At 70.3% G+C, this 16,716-nt stretch carries 17 protein-coding genes; 9 read left to right on the forward strand and 8 right to left on the reverse strand.

Going from position 1 to position 16,716, the window contains the following annotated elements; genetic code table 11:
- The first annotated feature begins 59 nt into the window (after positions 1-59).
- The 5 genes from LXT21_RS37615 (at position 60) to LXT21_RS37635 (ending at position 5,858) form a co-directional block, all read left to right on the forward strand.
- Positions 60-680: a DUF2378 family protein gene (locus LXT21_RS37615; RefSeq protein WP_254043063.1), complete on the forward strand. Its 621-nt coding sequence runs from the start codon at positions 60-62 to the stop codon at positions 678-680.
- Positions 681-875: 195 nt separating this feature from the next.
- Positions 876-1,673, forward strand: coding sequence for a DUF3014 domain-containing protein (locus LXT21_RS37620; protein ID WP_254043064.1), 798 nt, complete (start codon positions 876-878; stop codon positions 1,671-1,673).
- Positions 1,674-1,786: 113 nt separating this feature from the next.
- Positions 1,787-3,901 carry a two-component system sensor histidine kinase NtrB gene (locus LXT21_RS37625; RefSeq protein WP_254043065.1) on the forward strand — a complete coding sequence of 705 codons (2,115 nt, stop codon included), beginning with the start codon at positions 1,787-1,789 and terminating at the stop codon, positions 3,899-3,901.
- Entirely contained in the window at positions 3,891-5,252 is a 1,362-nt protein-coding gene (locus LXT21_RS37630) for a sigma-54-dependent transcriptional regulator (protein WP_254043066.1), read from the forward strand. Before LXT21_RS37625 ends, LXT21_RS37630 begins: the two co-directional genes overlap by 11 nt.
- A 240-nt stretch (positions 5,253-5,492) precedes the next feature.
- Positions 5,493-5,858 carry an OmpA family protein gene (locus LXT21_RS37635; protein ID WP_254043067.1) on the forward strand — a complete coding sequence of 122 codons (366 nt, stop codon included), beginning with the start codon at positions 5,493-5,495 and terminating at the stop codon, positions 5,856-5,858.
- A gap of 120 nt (positions 5,859-5,978) precedes the next feature.
- Here LXT21_RS37635 and LXT21_RS37640 read toward each other — a convergent pair whose 3' ends face one another.
- From LXT21_RS37640 to gspC, 4 genes are all read right to left on the reverse strand, one after another.
- Positions 5,979-6,575: a hypothetical protein gene (locus LXT21_RS37640; RefSeq protein WP_254043068.1), complete on the reverse strand. Its 597-nt coding sequence runs from the start codon at positions 6,573-6,575 to the stop codon at positions 5,979-5,981.
- A 71-nt stretch (positions 6,576-6,646) separates the two neighbouring features.
- Positions 6,647-7,087, reverse strand: coding sequence for a hypothetical protein (locus LXT21_RS37645; protein ID WP_254043069.1), 441 nt, complete (start codon positions 7,085-7,087; stop codon positions 6,647-6,649).
- 82 nt (positions 7,088-7,169) lie between these two features.
- Positions 7,170-7,613, reverse strand: coding sequence for an acetyltransferase (locus tag LXT21_RS37650; RefSeq protein WP_254043070.1), 444 nt, complete (start codon positions 7,611-7,613; stop codon positions 7,170-7,172).
- A gap of 39 nt (positions 7,614-7,652) precedes the next feature.
- Positions 7,653-8,510 (reverse strand): type II secretion system protein GspC, encoded by an 858-nt coding sequence (gene gspC / locus LXT21_RS37655; protein ID WP_254043071.1) that lies wholly within the window; start codon positions 8,508-8,510, stop codon positions 7,653-7,655.
- Between the two features lie 231 nt (positions 8,511-8,741).
- Here gspC and LXT21_RS37660 point away from each other — a divergent pair, with 231 nt between their 5' ends.
- The gene (locus tag LXT21_RS37660) at positions 8,742-9,563 is read left to right on the forward strand and encodes a zinc-ribbon domain-containing protein (RefSeq protein ID WP_254043072.1); all 822 of its coding nucleotides are present in this window, start codon (positions 8,742-8,744) and stop codon (positions 9,561-9,563) included.
- On the opposite strand, the gene LXT21_RS37665 is transcribed toward LXT21_RS37660, so the two are convergent.
- Positions 9,560-10,423 (reverse strand): alpha/beta fold hydrolase, encoded by an 864-nt coding sequence (locus LXT21_RS37665; RefSeq protein ID WP_254043073.1) that lies wholly within the window; start codon positions 10,421-10,423, stop codon positions 9,560-9,562. The genes LXT21_RS37660 and LXT21_RS37665 overlap by 4 nt on opposite strands.
- Positions 10,424-10,620: 197 nt before the next feature.
- Between LXT21_RS37665 and LXT21_RS37670 the strand changes: the two genes are divergently transcribed.
- Positions 10,621-11,079 (forward strand): DUF1622 domain-containing protein, encoded by a 459-nt coding sequence (locus LXT21_RS37670; RefSeq protein WP_254043074.1) that lies wholly within the window; start codon positions 10,621-10,623, stop codon positions 11,077-11,079.
- Between the two features lie 50 nt (positions 11,080-11,129).
- Here LXT21_RS37670 and LXT21_RS37675 read toward each other — a convergent pair whose 3' ends face one another.
- The 3 genes from LXT21_RS37675 to tgt form a co-directional block, all read right to left on the reverse strand.
- The gene (locus LXT21_RS37675; RefSeq protein WP_254043075.1) at positions 11,130-11,654 is read right to left on the reverse strand and encodes a hypothetical protein; all 525 of its coding nucleotides are present in this window, start codon (positions 11,652-11,654) and stop codon (positions 11,130-11,132) included.
- 127 nt (positions 11,655-11,781) lie between these two features.
- Positions 11,782-12,627 carry an MnmC family methyltransferase gene (locus tag LXT21_RS37680; RefSeq protein ID WP_254043076.1) on the reverse strand — a complete coding sequence of 282 codons (846 nt, stop codon included), beginning with the start codon at positions 12,625-12,627 and terminating at the stop codon, positions 11,782-11,784.
- Positions 12,624-13,793: a tRNA guanosine(34) transglycosylase Tgt gene (gene tgt / locus LXT21_RS37685; protein ID WP_254043077.1), complete on the reverse strand. Its 1,170-nt coding sequence runs from the start codon at positions 13,791-13,793 to the stop codon at positions 12,624-12,626. Before tgt ends, LXT21_RS37680 begins: the two co-directional genes overlap by 4 nt.
- Before the next feature lie 212 nt (positions 13,794-14,005).
- Here tgt and LXT21_RS37690 point away from each other — a divergent pair, with 212 nt between their 5' ends.
- The gene (locus tag LXT21_RS37690) at positions 14,006-15,604 is read left to right on the forward strand and encodes an ABC-F family ATP-binding cassette domain-containing protein (RefSeq protein WP_254043171.1); all 1,599 of its coding nucleotides are present in this window, start codon (positions 14,006-14,008) and stop codon (positions 15,602-15,604) included.
- An 84-nt stretch (positions 15,605-15,688) separates the two neighbouring features.
- Positions 15,689-16,669, forward strand: coding sequence for a sigma-70 family RNA polymerase sigma factor (locus LXT21_RS37695; RefSeq protein ID WP_254043078.1), 981 nt, complete (start codon positions 15,689-15,691; stop codon positions 16,667-16,669).
- Positions 16,670-16,716 lie beyond the last annotated feature (47 nt).

The following is a 16,716-nucleotide window of genomic DNA, read 5'->3' on the forward strand; positions in this document are numbered from 1 at the left end:
AACGCCGATTCACCTGTGGGCGAGCATGCGACGGGCCGACCGGTGTAGGGTGCGACCCTATGACTTCTTCCGAGAAGCTGATTTTCACGCAAACCGTGGAAGCGATCTTCCTTCGCGCTCTCGAGAACCGGCTGACGCCCGCGTGCCGCGAGCACCTGCGTCGTGCGGGGCTGGACCTCGAGCAGAAGCTGGAGCGGACCTACACGTTGGAGCAATGGAAGGAGTTCCTTCGCATCGCCGCGGGCCACGTCTACGGCGGCGTTCCCGCCGAGGCCGCCTACTACTCGCTGGGCGAGCGCTTCATGGACGCCTACTTCGGGACCTTCTTCGGTCGCGCGCTGCTGGGCGTCGTGCGGCTCGCCGGCCCCCGGAGGATGCTGCTGCGGGCGGGGATGGGCTTTCGCGCCGGCAACAACTTCAGTGTGGTCGAAATCGTCGAGCGCAGTCCCACTTTCGTGGAGCTGCGGATGAACGACGTGCTGGCGGACCTGCCCACGTTCTCCGCGGGGCTGCTGGCCCGGGCGGTGGAGCTGTGTGGTGGCTTCCGCGTGGTGGTGCTGCCGGAGGAGTTCGACGGCACGGCGTCCACGTTCCACATCCGCTGGGCGGAGGTGACGGCGGAGGCGGCCATGCCTCCTCCCGAGGATGGTTCGGCGGGCGCGTCGCGTCCTCGCGCCTGACGCACCCCGAGTCCCGCGGGCCCCCCTGTCGCAATCCGCCAGGGTGGCGCGCGGAACGCCATGCTCGTGCAGCTTGCGAGCGGGCGCGTCGATGGCCCCGGGAGCGCGCGCTCCCGAGTGAGGCCTCGCCGCCCTCCCCCACGTCCCCTCGCTGGCATCCGCGCTGCAATCGCTGAGTCCCGAAGTGGAGGACTCATGGACGGCAATGGCGGTGATGTGGTGGGGAAGCTCGAGCGTGGCGCGCTCTGGGGTTGGGGCCTGGTGATTCTGGTGGCGGCGGTGCTCGCGGGAGCCGGGGTATGGCACGGCCTCCTGCATCGAGCACCGGATGCGCCCGCCGCCCCGCTGCCCGTCGCCCAGGCGCCCAGGGCGTTGGACCGGGGCCCGGACACGCCGCTGCCTCCCGCCGCGGAGATCGACGCGCTCCTGCGCTCGCGGCTCGCGGGCGCCTCGTCCCAGCGCGAGTTCGGCGTGTGGCTGCGCGAGGCGGACCTGCTGCGCCGCTTCGTCGCCGTGGTGTCGAACATGGCCAGCGGCGAGAGCCCCCGGGCGGTGGTGGGGTTCCTGGCCCCCTCCGGTGACTTCCAGGTCCGCACCCACGAGGGCCGCACGCACATCGCGAAGCGGACGTACGCCCGCTATGACGCGGTGGGCCGGGTGGTGGGCAGCCTGGACTCGACGCTGCTGGTGGACACGTACCGCGAGGTGCGCCGTTTGGCCGAGCGCATCCACCAGGAGAGCGCTCCGCCGGGCAGCTCGTTCGAGTCCACGCTCCAGCGCGCCTTCGAGCAGGTGCTCGCGGTGCCGGTGCTCGACAGCGACGTGGAGGTGATGGCCAAGGGCGCGCTGTACGTGTACGCGGACCCGGCGCTGGAGGCGCTCACGCCCGCGCAGAAGCACCTGCTGCGGATGGGCCCCGCGAACCTGCGCCTCATCCAGGGCAAGGTCCGCGAGGTGTCGCAGAAGCTCAACCAGCAGGCCTCGAGGCCCTGAGTCCTCCGTTGCCGCCCGAGCCGGGCACCGACATGACGCCCGGGCCCCCGGAGCAAGGGCGGCCTGGCGGGCAACATCCCCCTCCTCGGCGCGGGATGTTGCTATCTGCCCCCATGCGCTTCTCCCTGCTGCCCGTCCTGTTGTTGTGCACGGCGCTCACCGGCGTCATCGGCGGAGCCGTGTATTTCATCCAGCGGGACAGGCAGGCGCTGGTGGACCAGTTCGCCCGGGAGCGGCAGGCGCAGCTGCGCGAGGCCGCTCGCGGGGTGTCCGAGGCGCTGGAGGACGTGGGTGAGGACCTGCGCTTCACCGCCGAGCTGCTCTCCCAGCCCGGCTCGCCCGAGGAGCACCGCCGGGAGCTGCGCGCGCTCCTGGAGGCGGTGGGCCAGTACAAGGCCATCGTCGTCTTCGGCCCCGAGGGCGACGAGCGCCTGCGCCTGTTGGACCGGCGCACCGGTGAGTCCATCGCCCGGCAATACCCCGCCCAGGCGCTGGGCCTCACCGCGAAGAGCGCGCTGGAGGGGCCCGAGGGCCACATCGCGTCCTCGCCGCCGTTGAGCGGAGACGTGTCCGGGTGGCTGAGGGCCTTCGCCACGGCGTTGCCGGAGGACTCGCCGGGCGGTGGTGGCGCGGTGGTGGTGCTGGTGGACGCCGAGCCCCTCTTCGCGCCGCTCAAGCTGCTCACCGCGGAGAGCGACACCCATCTCTTGTTGCTGGGCGCGCACGGCACGCCCACCGCCCTGAGCGCGCCGATGCTCGCGGCCCGCTACCAGCGGCTCGGCACGGAGGCGAAGGACACGCCGGGGCTGGCGCTCCTGCGCGAGCGCATGCGCGAGGGCGAGGCGGGCTCGCTGGTCATCGACCGCGCGGAGGCGGCGACGCTGGGGCTGGGCGACGCGGAGGTGGTGGCCAGCTTCGCGCCGGTGAGCATGAAGAACGGCGCGCTGTGGCCCCTGGCGTCGCTGTCCTCCACGCGCGGGCTGCGCTCGCACGAGCGGAGCCTGGTGCTGCGGCTGTCGTTCGCGGCCTTCCTGTTCTCGTCGTTCCTCATCGCCTTCGGCGTGTACGTGGTGCTGGCGCGGAGCCGCGCGGTGGCGCTCCAGGAGAGCCTGCGGCACGCCAGCCGCCTGGCCCACCTGCACGACAAGACGCAGAAGATCCTCGACCACATCCCCACGGGCGTACTCGCCCTGTCCACGTCGGGCCGCATCACCTCCGCCAACCAGGCGCTCAGCTCGCGGATGCCGAAGGACGTGGTGGGCTCCACGCTCGCGGCGGCGTTCCCCCAGGCCCACGCGCCCGTCATCCAGCGGCTGGAGGAGCTGGTCAACGCCGCGGGCCAGGACAACCGCGTGCGCAGCCTGCACGCCGAGCCGCTGCGCCTGTTCGAAGCGGAGGGCCAGTACAACGTCCACGCGGTGCCGCTGGAGCCGCACCAGCCCGACGTGCGGACGCTGCTGGTGCTGGAGGACTTGAGCAACCTGCGCGCGCTGGAGGGACAGCTCCTGCGCGCGGAGAAACTCGCCACCGTGGGCGTGCTCGCGGCGGGAATCGCGCACGAGATTGGCACGCCCCTGGGCATCATCCGCGGCCGGGCCGAGTACGTGCAGGACAAGCTGGGCCCGGAGCACCCGCAGGGCCCGGGCGTGGGCGCCATCGTCGAGCAGATCGACCGCGTCAGCCGCACCATCCGCCAGCTGCTGGACTTCTCCCGGCTGCAGCCCGCCGAGTCGCGCGCGGTGAGCCTGGCGCCGCTCGTGCGGAGCGTGCAGGAGCTGCTGCGCGTGGAGGCGGAGCGGCGCCACGTGGACCTGCGGCTGGAGGTGTCCCAGCCCCTGCCCTCGCTGGCGGCGGACGCGGACCAGCTCCAGCAGGTCCTGGTGAACCTGCTGCTCAACGCGTGCGACGCGTGCGAGCCCGGAGGCCAGGTGCGGCTGACGGCGACGCCGGGCGAGGCGGACGCGTCCGGCGCGTGGGGGCGCGTGTGCATCACCATCGAGGACGACGGGTGCGGCATCGCCCCCCGGCACCTGCACCAGGTCTTCGACCCATTCTTCACCACCAAGAAGCGCGGCCTGGGCACGGGCCTGGGACTCACCATGGTGGCGCACATCGTGCGCAACCACGGTGGCCGCATCGAGCTGGACAGCGCGCCCGGTCAAGGCACGCGAGTGATGCTGCAGTGGCCCGCCGCGGCCCCCGCGCGAGAGGAGCAACATGTCGGTTAGAGCCCGGGTCCTCGTCGTCGATGACCACGTCGAGATGGGACAGATGCTGCAGGAGCCGCTGGCGGACGCCGGCTACACGGTGGACGTGGCGTCCGGAGGCGCGGAGGCCATCGCCCAGCTGCGCGCCGCCGTGTACGACGCGGTCATCTGCGACTTGCGCATGAAGGACGTGGACGGCTTCGACGTGCTGGAGGCCGCGCGCAAGCTGGACCCGGACCTGCCCGTGCTGATGATGACGGCCTTCGGCGGCGTGGAGAGCGCCGTGGAGGCGATGAAGCGCGGCGCGTGGCACTACTTCGCCAAGCCCTTCCGCCTGGACGAGGTGCGGCTGTACGTGGGCCGGGCGCTGGAGGAGCGGCGCATGCGCGCCGAGCACCGCACGCTCAAGCAGCAGGCGGAGGACCGGGGCCGGCTGGGCGCCATGGTGGGCCGCAGCGGCGCGATGCGGGCCCTGTACGCGCTGGTGGAGCGCGTGGCCTGGTCCAGCGCGCCGGTGCTGGTGCGGGGCGAGAGCGGCAGTGGCAAGGAGCTGGTGGCGCGCGCGCTGCACTTCGAGGGCACCCGCCGCGCGGGCCCCTTCGTCGCCGTCAACTGCACCGCCCTGCCCCACGCCCTGCTGGAGAGCGAGCTCTTCGGCCACGTGAAGGGCGCCTTCTCCGGCGCGACGAGCGCGCGTCGGGGGCTCTTCGTGGAGGCGGACGGCGGGACGCTGTTCCTGGATGAAATCGGGGACATGGCGCCGGAGCTCCAGGCGCGGCTGCTGCGCGTGCTGGCGGAGGGCGAGGTGCGGGCGGTGGGCGCGGATGGCTCGCGCACCGTGGACGTGCGGGTGGTGGCCGCGACGCACCAGGACCTGGAGGCCCGGGTGAAGGAGGGCCGCTTCCGCGCGGACCTGTTCTACCGGCTCAACGTGGTGACGCTGCGGGCTCCGTCGCTGAGGGACAGGCCCGAGGACATCCCCGCCCTGGCGGAGCACTTCCTGGAGCAGGCCCGGGTGAGGAACCCGCGCTCGCCCGTGCAGCGCTTCGCCCAGGAGTCCCTCGCGGCGCTGTGCTCGCTGCGCTGGCCGGGCAACGTGCGCGAGCTGGAGAACCTGGTGGAGCGGCTGGTGGTGCTGGGGACCCGGGACGTGGTGGACCTGGAGCAGCTGCGGCCGCACCTGGCGGATGGGGGGCCGGAGCCACACCCGCTCCTGGAGGCCCAACGCGAGGTCATCCCCTTGCGCAAACTGGAGAGCGAGTACATCTCTTGGGCCGTCGCGCGCTGTGGCGGGAACAAGACACGGGCGGCGGAGCTGCTCGGAATCGACGTCTCCACGATTCACCGGCGCGAGCGTTCGGAGGGCAAATAGCCATGGGCGGCTTGGCGTTTCGCAACACCGGCTGAGCGTTGCCGGGGACGTCCCGAGTGACGCCCCCCCGGCACGGCGCGTGCTCAGCACGAGGACATGCGCCCCTTCCTCTCGCTTCTCGTCGTCGTCCTTGGTCTGGTGGGTTGTGCCGCGAAGCAACCCCTCTCCACGGTCTCCACCGACTCCCAGCCCCCTCATGCTCCGGTGGCCACGCGTCCGGAGCCGGAGCGTCCCTCAGCGATGACCCAGAATTCCGACACGGACCTGCTCCCCATCCGCCTGGAGCCCGTCTACTTCGAGCTCGACTCGACGACGCTGCGCCCGGAGTTCCGGGACACGCTGACGCAGCTGGCGGACGCGCTGCGCCAGCGGCCGCAGGCGAAGGTGAGCATCACCGGCCACACGTGCGAGCTGGGGACCACGGAGTACAACCTGGCGCTCGGCCAGCGTCGGGCCTCGGTGGTGCGCGACTACCTGCGCCGGCTGGGCGTGGAGCCGTCCCGGCTGTCCACCCTGTCCTACGGCGAGGAGCGGCCGCTCTCCGCCTCCGAGCTGGAGAAGAACCGCCGCGCGGAGTTCCTGGTCTCCGGTGGCTACCTGAACTGACGAAGGCGCCCTGGCGTGACGTGGGCGTGACGGGCCGGGCTGGAAACGACGACGTCCGCCACGGGCACCGGGTGCCTGGGCGGACGTCCTCGAAACCTCGGTGCTGTGTGCAGCCGGACGTCAGTCCAGGCCGCGCAGCATCTTCGACTGGGCGAAGGCGGCGAGCTGCTGGGCGTTGAACTTGCCCTGGGCGATGTCGCCCACCGCGGTGGCCGCCGAGCGGACCGTGTCCACGGTGTCCGCGAGCTTGCCCACGTTGGAGGCGCCGTTGAACAGGCTGCTGACGCCGGCCAGGGGGCCGCCGGCCACCATGGACAGGCCGTTGTCGATGAACTTGTCCGCGAAGGGCTTGGCCAGCTGGCCCAGGCCGAACGGGAGGTTGTCGAGCGCCTTGCCGACGATGTCCTTGAGGGGGCCGGTGATGGCGCCGAGCGCCTTGTCCAGCAGGCCCGAGACGGAGCTGAGCGCCTCGGAGACCTTGCCCACCACGTCGCTGAGGCCCTTGGCCAGGCCGCTGAGGCCCTGCGCCAGTCCGCCCAGGCCGCTCAGGCCCTTCGACAGCCCACCGAGCGCCTTGCCCAGGCCGCCCAGCGCGTTGCTGATGCTGTTGGCCGCCTTGCTGGCCGCGTCCGCCGCCTTGCTCGCGGCGTTGCTGGCGCTGTTCGCACCGTTCGTGCCGTTGCTACCACCCGCGCCACTGGAGCCGCCGACAGACATGGGATTTCCTCGGTAAAAAATGGATACCCGATTATCGGAGGAGTCCTGCGGAAGTTGCCTCCAAGGTAGGTTCAGAGGCGATCAGGCCCTCGGGGGACGTGCTTGAGGAGGGCCTTGCGGGTCTCCTCGTCGACCTCCACCTGGGCCTGGGCCTGGCCTTCGTCGCCGCGGAGGGCGGGCTTGCCCGCGCTCGGGGCGGGCTTGGACTCGAAGCCGCTGTAGTAGGCCGGCGGGGGACCCAGGCCGAGCTCACCCCGGGCGGCGCCGAGGAAGAACTCGCCGACCTCCTCGATGCTGGCCGGCTCATAGCCGGATTGCTTGAGGATTTCGTCGGGGACGACCTGGAGGACGGGCTCCTTCTCCGGGTGCTGGGCATAGTCGAGGACGAGCTCGACATAGGCGGCCAGCTCCATGCCCACGGACTTCGCGATGCGCTGGGTGTCGGGGTCCGCGAGCAGCTCGGCGCGGACGTTCTCGACGGGACGCTTGAGGCGGGGCTTGGACTCGGACATGGAATCACTCCAGGCAGCGCGGGTGACTCCCGAGGTTAGACGGACCTCGGAGCAAGCTCCAGCCTGTCTGAAATTCCAGTCGTTACGATGTCACGGGACGGGGCATGGCCAGGTGGAGGAGCGGATAGGGCCGGCCCTCGCCGTCGGTGGGGCTGCGGCCCGTCTGGACGAAGCCGCAGTGGAGATAGAAGCCCACGGCGCGGGGGTTCTGCTCGTTGACGTCGACGGTGAGCGGTCCGCGACTGGCCACGTGGGCGAGCAGCCGTCGCCCCAGTCCGCCGCCCATCGCCGAGGGGTCCACGAACAGCATCTCCACGTGGTGTCCGCTCATACCGATGAAGGCCACGGGCCGAGTGTCCTCACAGGCGACGTGCACCTCGACGGCGGGGAGATAGACGGGGCCGAGCTTGCGGTGGATGTCCTCGAAGTCCGCGATGCTCAGGAAGTCGTGCGTCTCGCGGACGGCGCGGGCCCAGATGTCGACCAGCGCATCGGTATCAGCGGGTTGGAAGGGGCGAATGGTCATGGCGCGAGGGGGGACGCTACCCGCCCTTCCTCCTGACATTCACGGTTGGACGTCGTAGACCTTGCGCACCGTCACCCCGCCCCGTTCGATTTCGACCTCCAGGCGCCGCTGGCTCTTGAGCAGCATGTACGTCTCCATGGCCTTCTCCAGCGAGTCGAGCGGCATGCCGTTGATGCGCTGGAGGACGTCCCCGTTCTGGAGGCCGAGCTTCTCGTAGAGCGAGCCCTTCCGGAGGGAGAGGACCTTGAAGCCTTGCGCCTTCCCATCCTTGAACGCCGGCACCATCCGCGCGTCCGAGAGCGTCGATCCGCCCGTCATGCGCTCGAGGTCGAGATACCGGCCTGGGACTTCGTAGGTGTGCTCCCCCACGCGACGGATGTCCGTGTCCGCGGTCGGCCTCGGCATCGGTGAAACGGCGCCGGAGGGACCTCCCCGGTCGATGACCTCGCGTCGTCCCTGGACCGTGACGATGACGCGCCCACGCTCGATGGCGACGACCTCCGAGTCCTGGAGCACATCGCCCACGCGGAGGCTGCGCACGCGCTGACTGTCCAGGTCCTCGACCGACGCGAGCGACCAATGCGCCTCGCGAGACGTCAACGTCCCCACCAACCGCGCACGCCGTGCACTGCGGGGCGGGCCTTCCTCCTCCTCGGGGACGTCGTCCGTGCGCAGGGCCACGCCCAGCAACCTCGACAGCCTGTCCTCACTCAGCGGTGTGCGTGCGGTGCCTTGGGCAATCCGGATGGGGCGCGTGCTCGACGCCTCTCCTCCAGGGACCGGTGCACTGAGTTGGAACTCGGTGAAGACGTGGACGATGCGCGACAGCAGGAACGCGACCGCGAGGATGAATGCCCCATGCAACCACCACGAATGCCGCTCGAGCCAATGTCTCATCGGGCCCTACCTCCTCCCCTCCAGGGATGAGCAGGGACTGAGCAAGCACGAGGCCAGGAGCCTCCGCGCCCGGGACTTCAGAGGGAGCGCCGTGGAATCACCACGCGGCCCGGGTCCTCGCGCCCGAACAGGCTGTCACGGCAGCAAGCATCCTCCGAGACAGAGTGTCACGGTGGACGCTTGTATCAACGTCGCGGTATGGGACGGACTCCACCCCGAGCGGAGTCAGGCATGTTCATCATCTACGGAAACGCGCCGAAGCAGCAGGAGCTCGGGGAGCGTCCTGCCCTCTGCCGGGACTGCCAGCGGGAGACGACCCACCGACTCCAGCGGCACTACAACGTCATCCACGTCTTCTGGTTCCCGCTCTTCTCCGTGCGGACGAAGTACGTCCTCGCCTGCTCCCGCTGCAACCTGCACTCGGAGGTGCCGGAGCAGTCCATCGGCGCCGTGCCGACCAGGCCCGTGCTGCACCGCATGGGCGGTCTTTTCCCCCTCGGCGCCCTGCTCTTCTGCTGCGTGGGATTCCCCGTGGTCGGCGCGGTGACTTCCGTCGTCGCGGGCACCTCGTCGAGCGAGACCGAGGTCCAGGAAGAACGCCACGGCTTCGACCAACGCTTCCACGCCCAGGCCGAGGACCTCGCCGCCCAGGAGGAGCTCCAGTCGGTGTTCGAGGACGCGGGCCACACGTCGATGTCCGTCACCGCCGCATCGGCGTCCGTGAAGGACCAGGGCATCCGGGTCATCACCGCGCGCTCCACGCATCTCAAGAAGGTGGGCAACCCGGACCGCGTGAAGCTGCTCGAATTGATGCAGCGGACCGCGGACCAGCGCTTCGAGAAGGACGAGGTCTTCCTCGGGCTGCAGGGCAAGCTGCTCTGGGGTGGCTACGCGCACCGTCCGCCGGGCGGCGCCTGGCGGCACATCGTGAAGAGCACCACGACCAGCCCCAAGGCCGCGGCCTTCGAGGCGCTCCTCCAGCTCGAAGCCCAGCAGCCCTCGGAGTCGCCGGAGGCGCTCCCGACGCCCGTGGCCGACGAAACGGCCCCCTAGCGCGCCTGACGCAGCGGCTCGCCAGGCGCCTCGAGTGTGTCCAGGAACGCGAGGATGCGCCGGGCACAGTCCGCCGGGTCCTCCAGCGGGAACAGGTGCCCACCCGGAGCCTCCTCCAGTCGAACGCCTGGGATGACCCGCCGGGCCTTGGCGAAAGCGGAGGCAGCCAACGTGCGCGTGCGCGCCCCACGAACGATGAGCGTGGGCACGGAGATGGAGCGCAGCGAGTTCCACATCCCCTTCGGCGTCGTCTCGAAGACGCGTGCCTCCCACTCGCGGGGGATGGTCAGCCGGAAGCCGCCCTCGGGCGCCTCCGTGAGTCCGTACGTCACGTAGTCCTGGAAGCACGCCTCGTCGAACGCCGCGAACAGCGGCTTCTTGCGATAGACGGTGAAGGCCAGCTCCCGCGTGGGCCAGTGCGCACGGCGGCGACGCGCCAGGCTCGCGGGAGGCACGCGGCTTCGCTGTCCGAGCAGCGTCAGCACGTCCAGCACCAGCTTGCGCATCCCGGAGAACAGCACCGGGTCCAGGGTGACGACGGCGCGGAAGAGGCTCGGGTCCTTCACGGAGGCGAGCAGTGTCGCCACGCCGCCCATGCTGTGCCCCACCCCGACGATGCCCTCCAGCTTCGCGGCGCGGAGCGCTCCGATGAGGTCATCCGCCATGTCGTTCCAGTCCCGCATGGACAGCGGGTCCGAGCCGGGGACGAGGCATCGCGAGCGCACCGTGACGACGCGGAAGCGCGGCTTCAGCCGCTCGATGAGCTGGCGATACGTGCCGGGAGGAAATCCGTTGGCGTGCGCCAGGTGCAGCACGGGGCCGGTGCCGCCCCAGTCGTCCAGTTGAAGGGCCTCGCTCATCGCCCCTCCCGGATACCCCGAACCGCCCCGGTTGTCTGCCTCGACGACAGCCGAACGCGGCGCCCATCCCGGCACAGGCAGGCGACATCTCCCTCGATGGGTCGCTCCCCGCCCCTCGCGCGTGCGACGGACCGAAGCGCACCTCTCGTTCACGGCCCGTCGCGATGTCCATCTTCCACCACAGGGGGACGCGGACCATGGAAGACCTGATCAGCGAAGCCTGGTTGCACGGCGCCGTGACGCTGTTGGTGCGCCTGGTCGAGGCCGCCGCCGCCCTCGTCATCTTCACGGGCGCCGCCATTGGCTTCGTGCGCTTCGTCCTGGCGACCGTCCAACGCAAGCACGACCAGTCCTTCACCCGCATCCGGCTCACCCTCGGCCGATTCCTCGCGCTGGGGCTGGAGTTCCAGCTCGGCGCGGACCTGCTGCGAACGGCCGTCGCGCCCACGTGGGAGCAGATTGGCCAGGTCGCGGCGGTGGCTGCCCTCCGGACAGCGCTCAACTACTTCCTCGGCCGGGAGATTCGAGAGGAGCAACGACAGGACGCGACGACACGAGGAGCGCCCACGCGTTTCGACGACACCCGCCCACCGCGAGAGCAGGCGCCCTCCAGCTCGAAGACAGGAGAGGACTCCGAGGCTCAGGCCCCACACTGAGACCCCTCCTCCAAGCGCGGACCGCCCCGAGGATGCGAGTTCGGCCCGACTCAGAGCAGGCCGACGATGGTGAAGACCGCCGGGCCCGTCGTCGCGGTGACGCCCTCCTCCGTGAAGCACCCCAGGATGTCCGTCTGGGTGAGCACCAGCGTCGCCGTCGCGGTGGCGCCCTGGAACCGGCCCGCGGACACCGTGCCCGCATAGACGGACACCACCTGTCCCGTCGGCCGGGTGTTGATTGTCTGCGTCAGGGAGAGCGTGCTCACCGTGCCGTCGTTCCACGTCAGCGTCAGGTTCGCCATCGTCGAACTGGTCAGACAGCTCGTCGTCCCATGCGCCACGCCGGAATAGTCCGCGGACAGGATGCTGAGCGGCAATCCCACACACGGGCCGAACGTGCCCGTCCCGGTGATGGTCATGAAGCGCGGAGCGTTCGTCATGCCGGGCGAGTCGTTCACCGCCATGGTGCCCGGGCAGTTGAGGGTGACGGGCTCAGCGCTCGCGGGCCCCGCATACAGGAAGAGCACCGCGACGAGAGAGGACAACGACACCCGTCGAGCACGCAAGGCAGACATGAGGGCGCTCCCACCCCGCGAAAGCACTGCTCGCGGAAGCGTGACTCCTAACGCCAATGCCTCCCGCCACCCATTGCACCCTCGTCCCAGGGGGCCCGCGCGCACCTGGGGCCCCGAAAGAACCCGCTCAACGCCACTGCGAATGCGCCAGCACGCGCGCCTCGACCTCGGGCGTCAGGCTTCCACCATGCGGAGCCCGCGACGAGGAGCGCGTCCACCGCTCCACCCACCGCTGCCCCAGCGGCGCCACCAGCGATTCGCGCCGCGTGGAGGCCACCGTCGTCTCGCCCTTCGTCCCCGTGGACGAGCCCGCACCCACGAAGAACCCCGCGAGCAGCAGCGTCACGCGCGTGGGCGTCGCCGCGCTGTACGTGAGCAACAGCGCGCCCTCGCCATCCTCGCGGCAGTGCCGACGCACCCGCGCGAGCACGCCCTCCGTCCACATGTCCGGGTTCGACGCGGGGGAGAACGGATCGAAATACACCAGGTCCGCCACCGGCAGCGCCCCGTCCAGGAACGGCACCGCGTCCCCCAGGTGCAGCCGCCAGACAAGCCCCTCCTCCGCCCAGACCCCCTCCCGCATCAGCGTCTCGACCGCCTCACGGAACGGCTGCAGGAACGGGAACCCCGCCGCGTCCGCCAGCGCCAGCCGCAGGGGCGCCAGGTCCACCTCGAAGCTCACCACCTCCAGCGCCCGCCGTCGCGCCGCGCCCAGCTCCCGCGCGCACGTCAGCGCCGCCACCGCGTTCGTCGCCGCCCCCAGCCCCACGTCGTGGATGACCAGCGGGGGCCCCGGCTGGGACAACCGCTCCGCCAGCCTCGGCTGCTCCACATACAGGCCCAGCGCTTCCTTCCACGGGCCCACCGACGGGTGCATCACCTCGCCATGCCCCAGGTGCCGCACCGCGCGCGAGCCGTTGCGCAGCGTGACGAGCTCGAAGTCCCCGTCGCGCGGGTTGCCCGCGTCGCTCACCCGACCTCCTTGAGCGTCACCTGTCCCGAAGAGGCCTCTTCCTTCAAGTCCTTCGGCGTGGCGATGGCCGCCTTCAGCTCGCGCGCCACCTGGTCATAGGTGCCGGAGAGGATGCCCGCGCGGATGCGCCCCATCAGCTTCTGGTAGTGCCGCACGTTGTGCACCGACAGGAAGCGCGAGCCCAGGTGGTGCTTGCCGCGCATCAGGTGGTGCAGGTACCCGCGCGTGTAGCGCTTGCACACGTAGCAATCACACTCGGCGTCCAGCGGCTCGTCGGCCAGCCGGTACACCGTGCGGGTGATGCGCACCAGGCCCTGGAACGTGTACGCGTAGCCCTGCTGCGCCATCTTCGTGGGGATGATGCAGTCGAACATGTCCACGCCGCGCAGCACCGCCTCGATGAGGTCCGTCGGCGTGCCCACGCCCATCAGGTAACGCGGCTTGTCCGCGGGCAGCGACGCGGTGGTGCGCAACGTCATCGTCTCGCGCTCCGCCTTCGTCTCGCCCACCGCCAGCCCGCCGATGGCGAACCCGTCGAACGGCAGCTGCGTCAGGAAGGCCGCGCTCTCGTCGCGCAGGTGCGGGAACACGCCGCCCTGGACGATGCCGAACATCGCCTGTCCGGTGTCCACCTGGTTCTTCGCCGCGAGGCTGCGCACCGCCCACCGGTGGGTGCGCTCCATCGCCTCGCGCGTGCCCGCCTCGTCCGTGCGCGAGTCGATGCACACGTCCAGCACCATCATGATTTCGGAGTTGATGGCCTGCTGCATCGCGATGCTGGACTCGGGGCTCAAGAGCTGCCGGCTGTTGTCGTAGAAGCTCCGGAAGTGCGCGCCCTTCTCCGTGATGAGCCGGTCCTCCGGCAGGGAGAAGATTTGAAACCCACCCGAGTCCGTCAGCACGCCGCCATCCCACTGCATGAAGGGATGGATGCCACCGAAGCGCTTGAAGACCTCGGCGCCGGGCCGGAGCATCAGGTGGTAGGTGTTGGCCAGGAGGATGCTGGCCCCGGTCTCCTTCACCTCTTCCATGGCCAGGTGCCGGAAGGCGGCATGGGTGGCCACCGGCATGAACATGGGCGTGAGGAAGCTGCCGCGCCGGGTGTGGAGGATGCCGGCGCGGGCGCCGGTGGGGTCGGTGGTGACGAGCTCGAAACGGACGGCCATGGGCGGGGGCTTATACCCGCCAATCCCGCCCCACAGTCCATCCCTGTCGCCCGTCCCCCCACCTGCCGGCCGGACAGGGCCCCAAGGCCCCGCCATTCCAGGGCATTTTTCGTCACCTGGCGGGCGTTTCCTCAGGTCACCGCGAGACGGTCCGGAGGCGATTCCACGCTTCCTTGGCCGCTGCGCGTCAATTCCGCTACAACGCCGCCGCCATGTTCAACGTCATCAACGTCTCCAAGGCCTACGGGCCCAAGAAGCTGTTCGAGGAGGTCAACGTGACCTTCTCCCCGGGCCGTCGCTACGGCCTGACCGGTCCCAACGGGGCGGGCAAGTCCACGTTCATGAAGATCCTCGCCGGAGACGAGGAAGCGGACATGGGCAACGTCATCCGCCCGCGCAAGCTGGGCATCCTGCGCCAGGACCACTTCCGCTACGAGGAGAACCGCGTCCTCGATGTCGTCCTCATGGGCAACAAGCCCCTGTGGGAGGCCATGTCGGAGAAGAACCAGCTGCTGGCCAAGTCCGACATCACCGACGAGGACGGCAACCGGCTGGGTGAGCTGGAGGGCGTCATCGCCGAGGAGGATGGCTACTCGGCGGAGAGCGACGCGGCCACGCTGCTGGCGGGCCTGGGCATCGAGGAGTCGTTCCACGAGGGCGCGATGCGCCAGCTGACGGGCGGCCTGAAGCTGCGCGTGCTGCTCGCCCAGGCGCTGTTCGGCAAGCCCGAGGGGCTGCTGCTCGACGAGCCCACGAACAACCTCGATATCGACTCCATCCGCTGGCTGGAGAACTTCCTGCACGAGTACGAGGGCGTGCTCATCACCATCAGCCACGACCGGCACTTCCTCAACTCCATCTGCACGCACATCGCGGACATCGATTACGAGGCCATCATCCAGTACACGGGTGGCTACGACGACATGGTGCGCCAGAAGTCCCAGCTGCGCACGCGCGTGGAGTCGGAGACGGCGGAGAAGAAGAAGAAGATCGCCCAGCTGCAGGACTTCGTCGCGCGCTTCCACGCCGGCACCCGCGCCTCGCAGGTGCAGAGCCGCATCAAGCAGATCGACAAGCTGAAGACGGAGGACCTGAAGCGCTCCAACATCGCGCGTCCGTTCATCCGCTTCGACCAGAAGGTCGTCAGCGGCAAGCAGACGCTCATGGCGGAGGGCATCAGCAAGTCCTTCGACGGCCAGACCGTCATCCGTCCCTTCAACGCGCTGGTGTGCAAGGGCGAGCGCGTCTGCGTCATCGGCCGCAACGGCGTGGGCAAGTCCACCCTGGTGCGCATGCTCGCCGGCCAGCTGGAGCCGGACACGGGGAAGATCGGCTGGGGCCACCAGGCCACCGTCGGCTACCTGCCGCAGGACCACCACGGCGTCGTGCGCAAGGGCACCACCTGCTTCGGCTGGCTGCGTGACTTGCACGACAAGCTCACCAACGAGGAGATCTCCGGCGTGCTGGGCCGCATGCTCTTCTCCGGTGAGGAGCGCATGAAGAACACGGACACCCTCTCCGGTGGTGAGACGGTGCGCCTGTTGCTCTCCAAGCTGATGATCATGCAGGACAACGTCCTGGTGCTCGACGAGCCCACCAACCACCTGGACCTGGAGTCCATCTCCGCGCTCGCCGAGGGCCTGCAGAAGTACGAGGGCACCGTCATCGTCGTGACGCACGACCAGGAGCTCATCTCCGAGGTGGCCACGCGCATCTGGTCGCTCGAGGCCGGCCGGGAGGTGCTCGACTTCAACGGCCCCTACTCGGAGTTCCGCGAGAAGCACGCGGACGTCGCGGCCCAGCGCCGCTGACGCACCGCTTCAGGGTCACGCGCCGGGGCCACCGTACGCCCCGGCGCCTGGCCTGCCGCGCGGAGGCTTGATAGAGGCCCGGCCATGGCTGAAGGCCCTTCCCCCGCACCGCAGGCCGCGCTCCTCGCGATGGAGGAGCACCGCACCGCGCTCACCGGACACTGCTATCGGATGCTCGGCTCCGTCGCCGAGGCCGAGGACGCCGTCCAGGAGACCTTCGTGCGCGCGCTGCGCCACCTGGAGCACTTCGAGGGACGCTCCAGCGCGCGCACGTGGCTGTACCGCATCGCCACCCACCGCTGCATCGACGTGCTCCAGGAGCGCACCCACCGCGTGCGTCCCATGGAGCTGGGGCCGCCGGGGCCGCTGGACGCGCCCCTGGGCGAGCGGCCCGGGGAGGAGTGGCTGGAGCCCGTGCCAGACGCGCTCGTGGTGCCGAGCCACGCCACGCCCGTGGAGCTGGTGATGATGCGCCAGAGCATCCGGCTCGCCTTCGTCGCCGCGCTCCAGCACCTGCCGCCCCGTCAGCGCGCGGCGCTGCTGCTCACGGACGTGCTGGACTGGTCCGCCGCCGAGGTCGCCGACGCGCTGGAGCTGACGGTGCCCGCCGTCAACAGCGCCCTGCAGCGGGCCCGCGCCACGCTGGCCACGAAGGACGTGAGCGCGCCCAAGCAGCCGCTGTCGGAGAAGCAGGCCACGCTGGTGGACCGGTACGTGGACGCGTTCGAGCGCTACGACATGACCGCGCTCACCGCCCTGCTCCACCAGGAGGTCAACATGTCCATGCCTCCGCTGTCGCTCTGGGTCCACGGGCCCCAGCAGGTGGCCCTGTGGATGGAGGGACGGGGCGCGGCGTGCCGGGGCTCACGGCTGGTGCCCGTGTCGGCCAACGGTGCCCCCGCGTTCGGCCAGTACAAGCCGGGCGGTCCGGACGGGACGCTCACCCCGTGGGCGCTCAACGTGCTCGAAATCGAGGGGGAGCGCATCGTCGGGCTCAACTACTTCCTCGACGTGAAGACGCTCTTCCCCCGCTTCGGGCTGCCCCCCTTCCTGCCCGCGCGCTGAGGGCCCAGGCGTCTTTTTCTCGGGGGCACCGATGATTCCGGGCCCCC

It is taken from the genome of Myxococcus guangdongensis (assembly GCF_024198255.1).
GTDB lineage: Bacteria > Myxococcota > Myxococcia > Myxococcales > Myxococcaceae > Myxococcus > Myxococcus guangdongensis.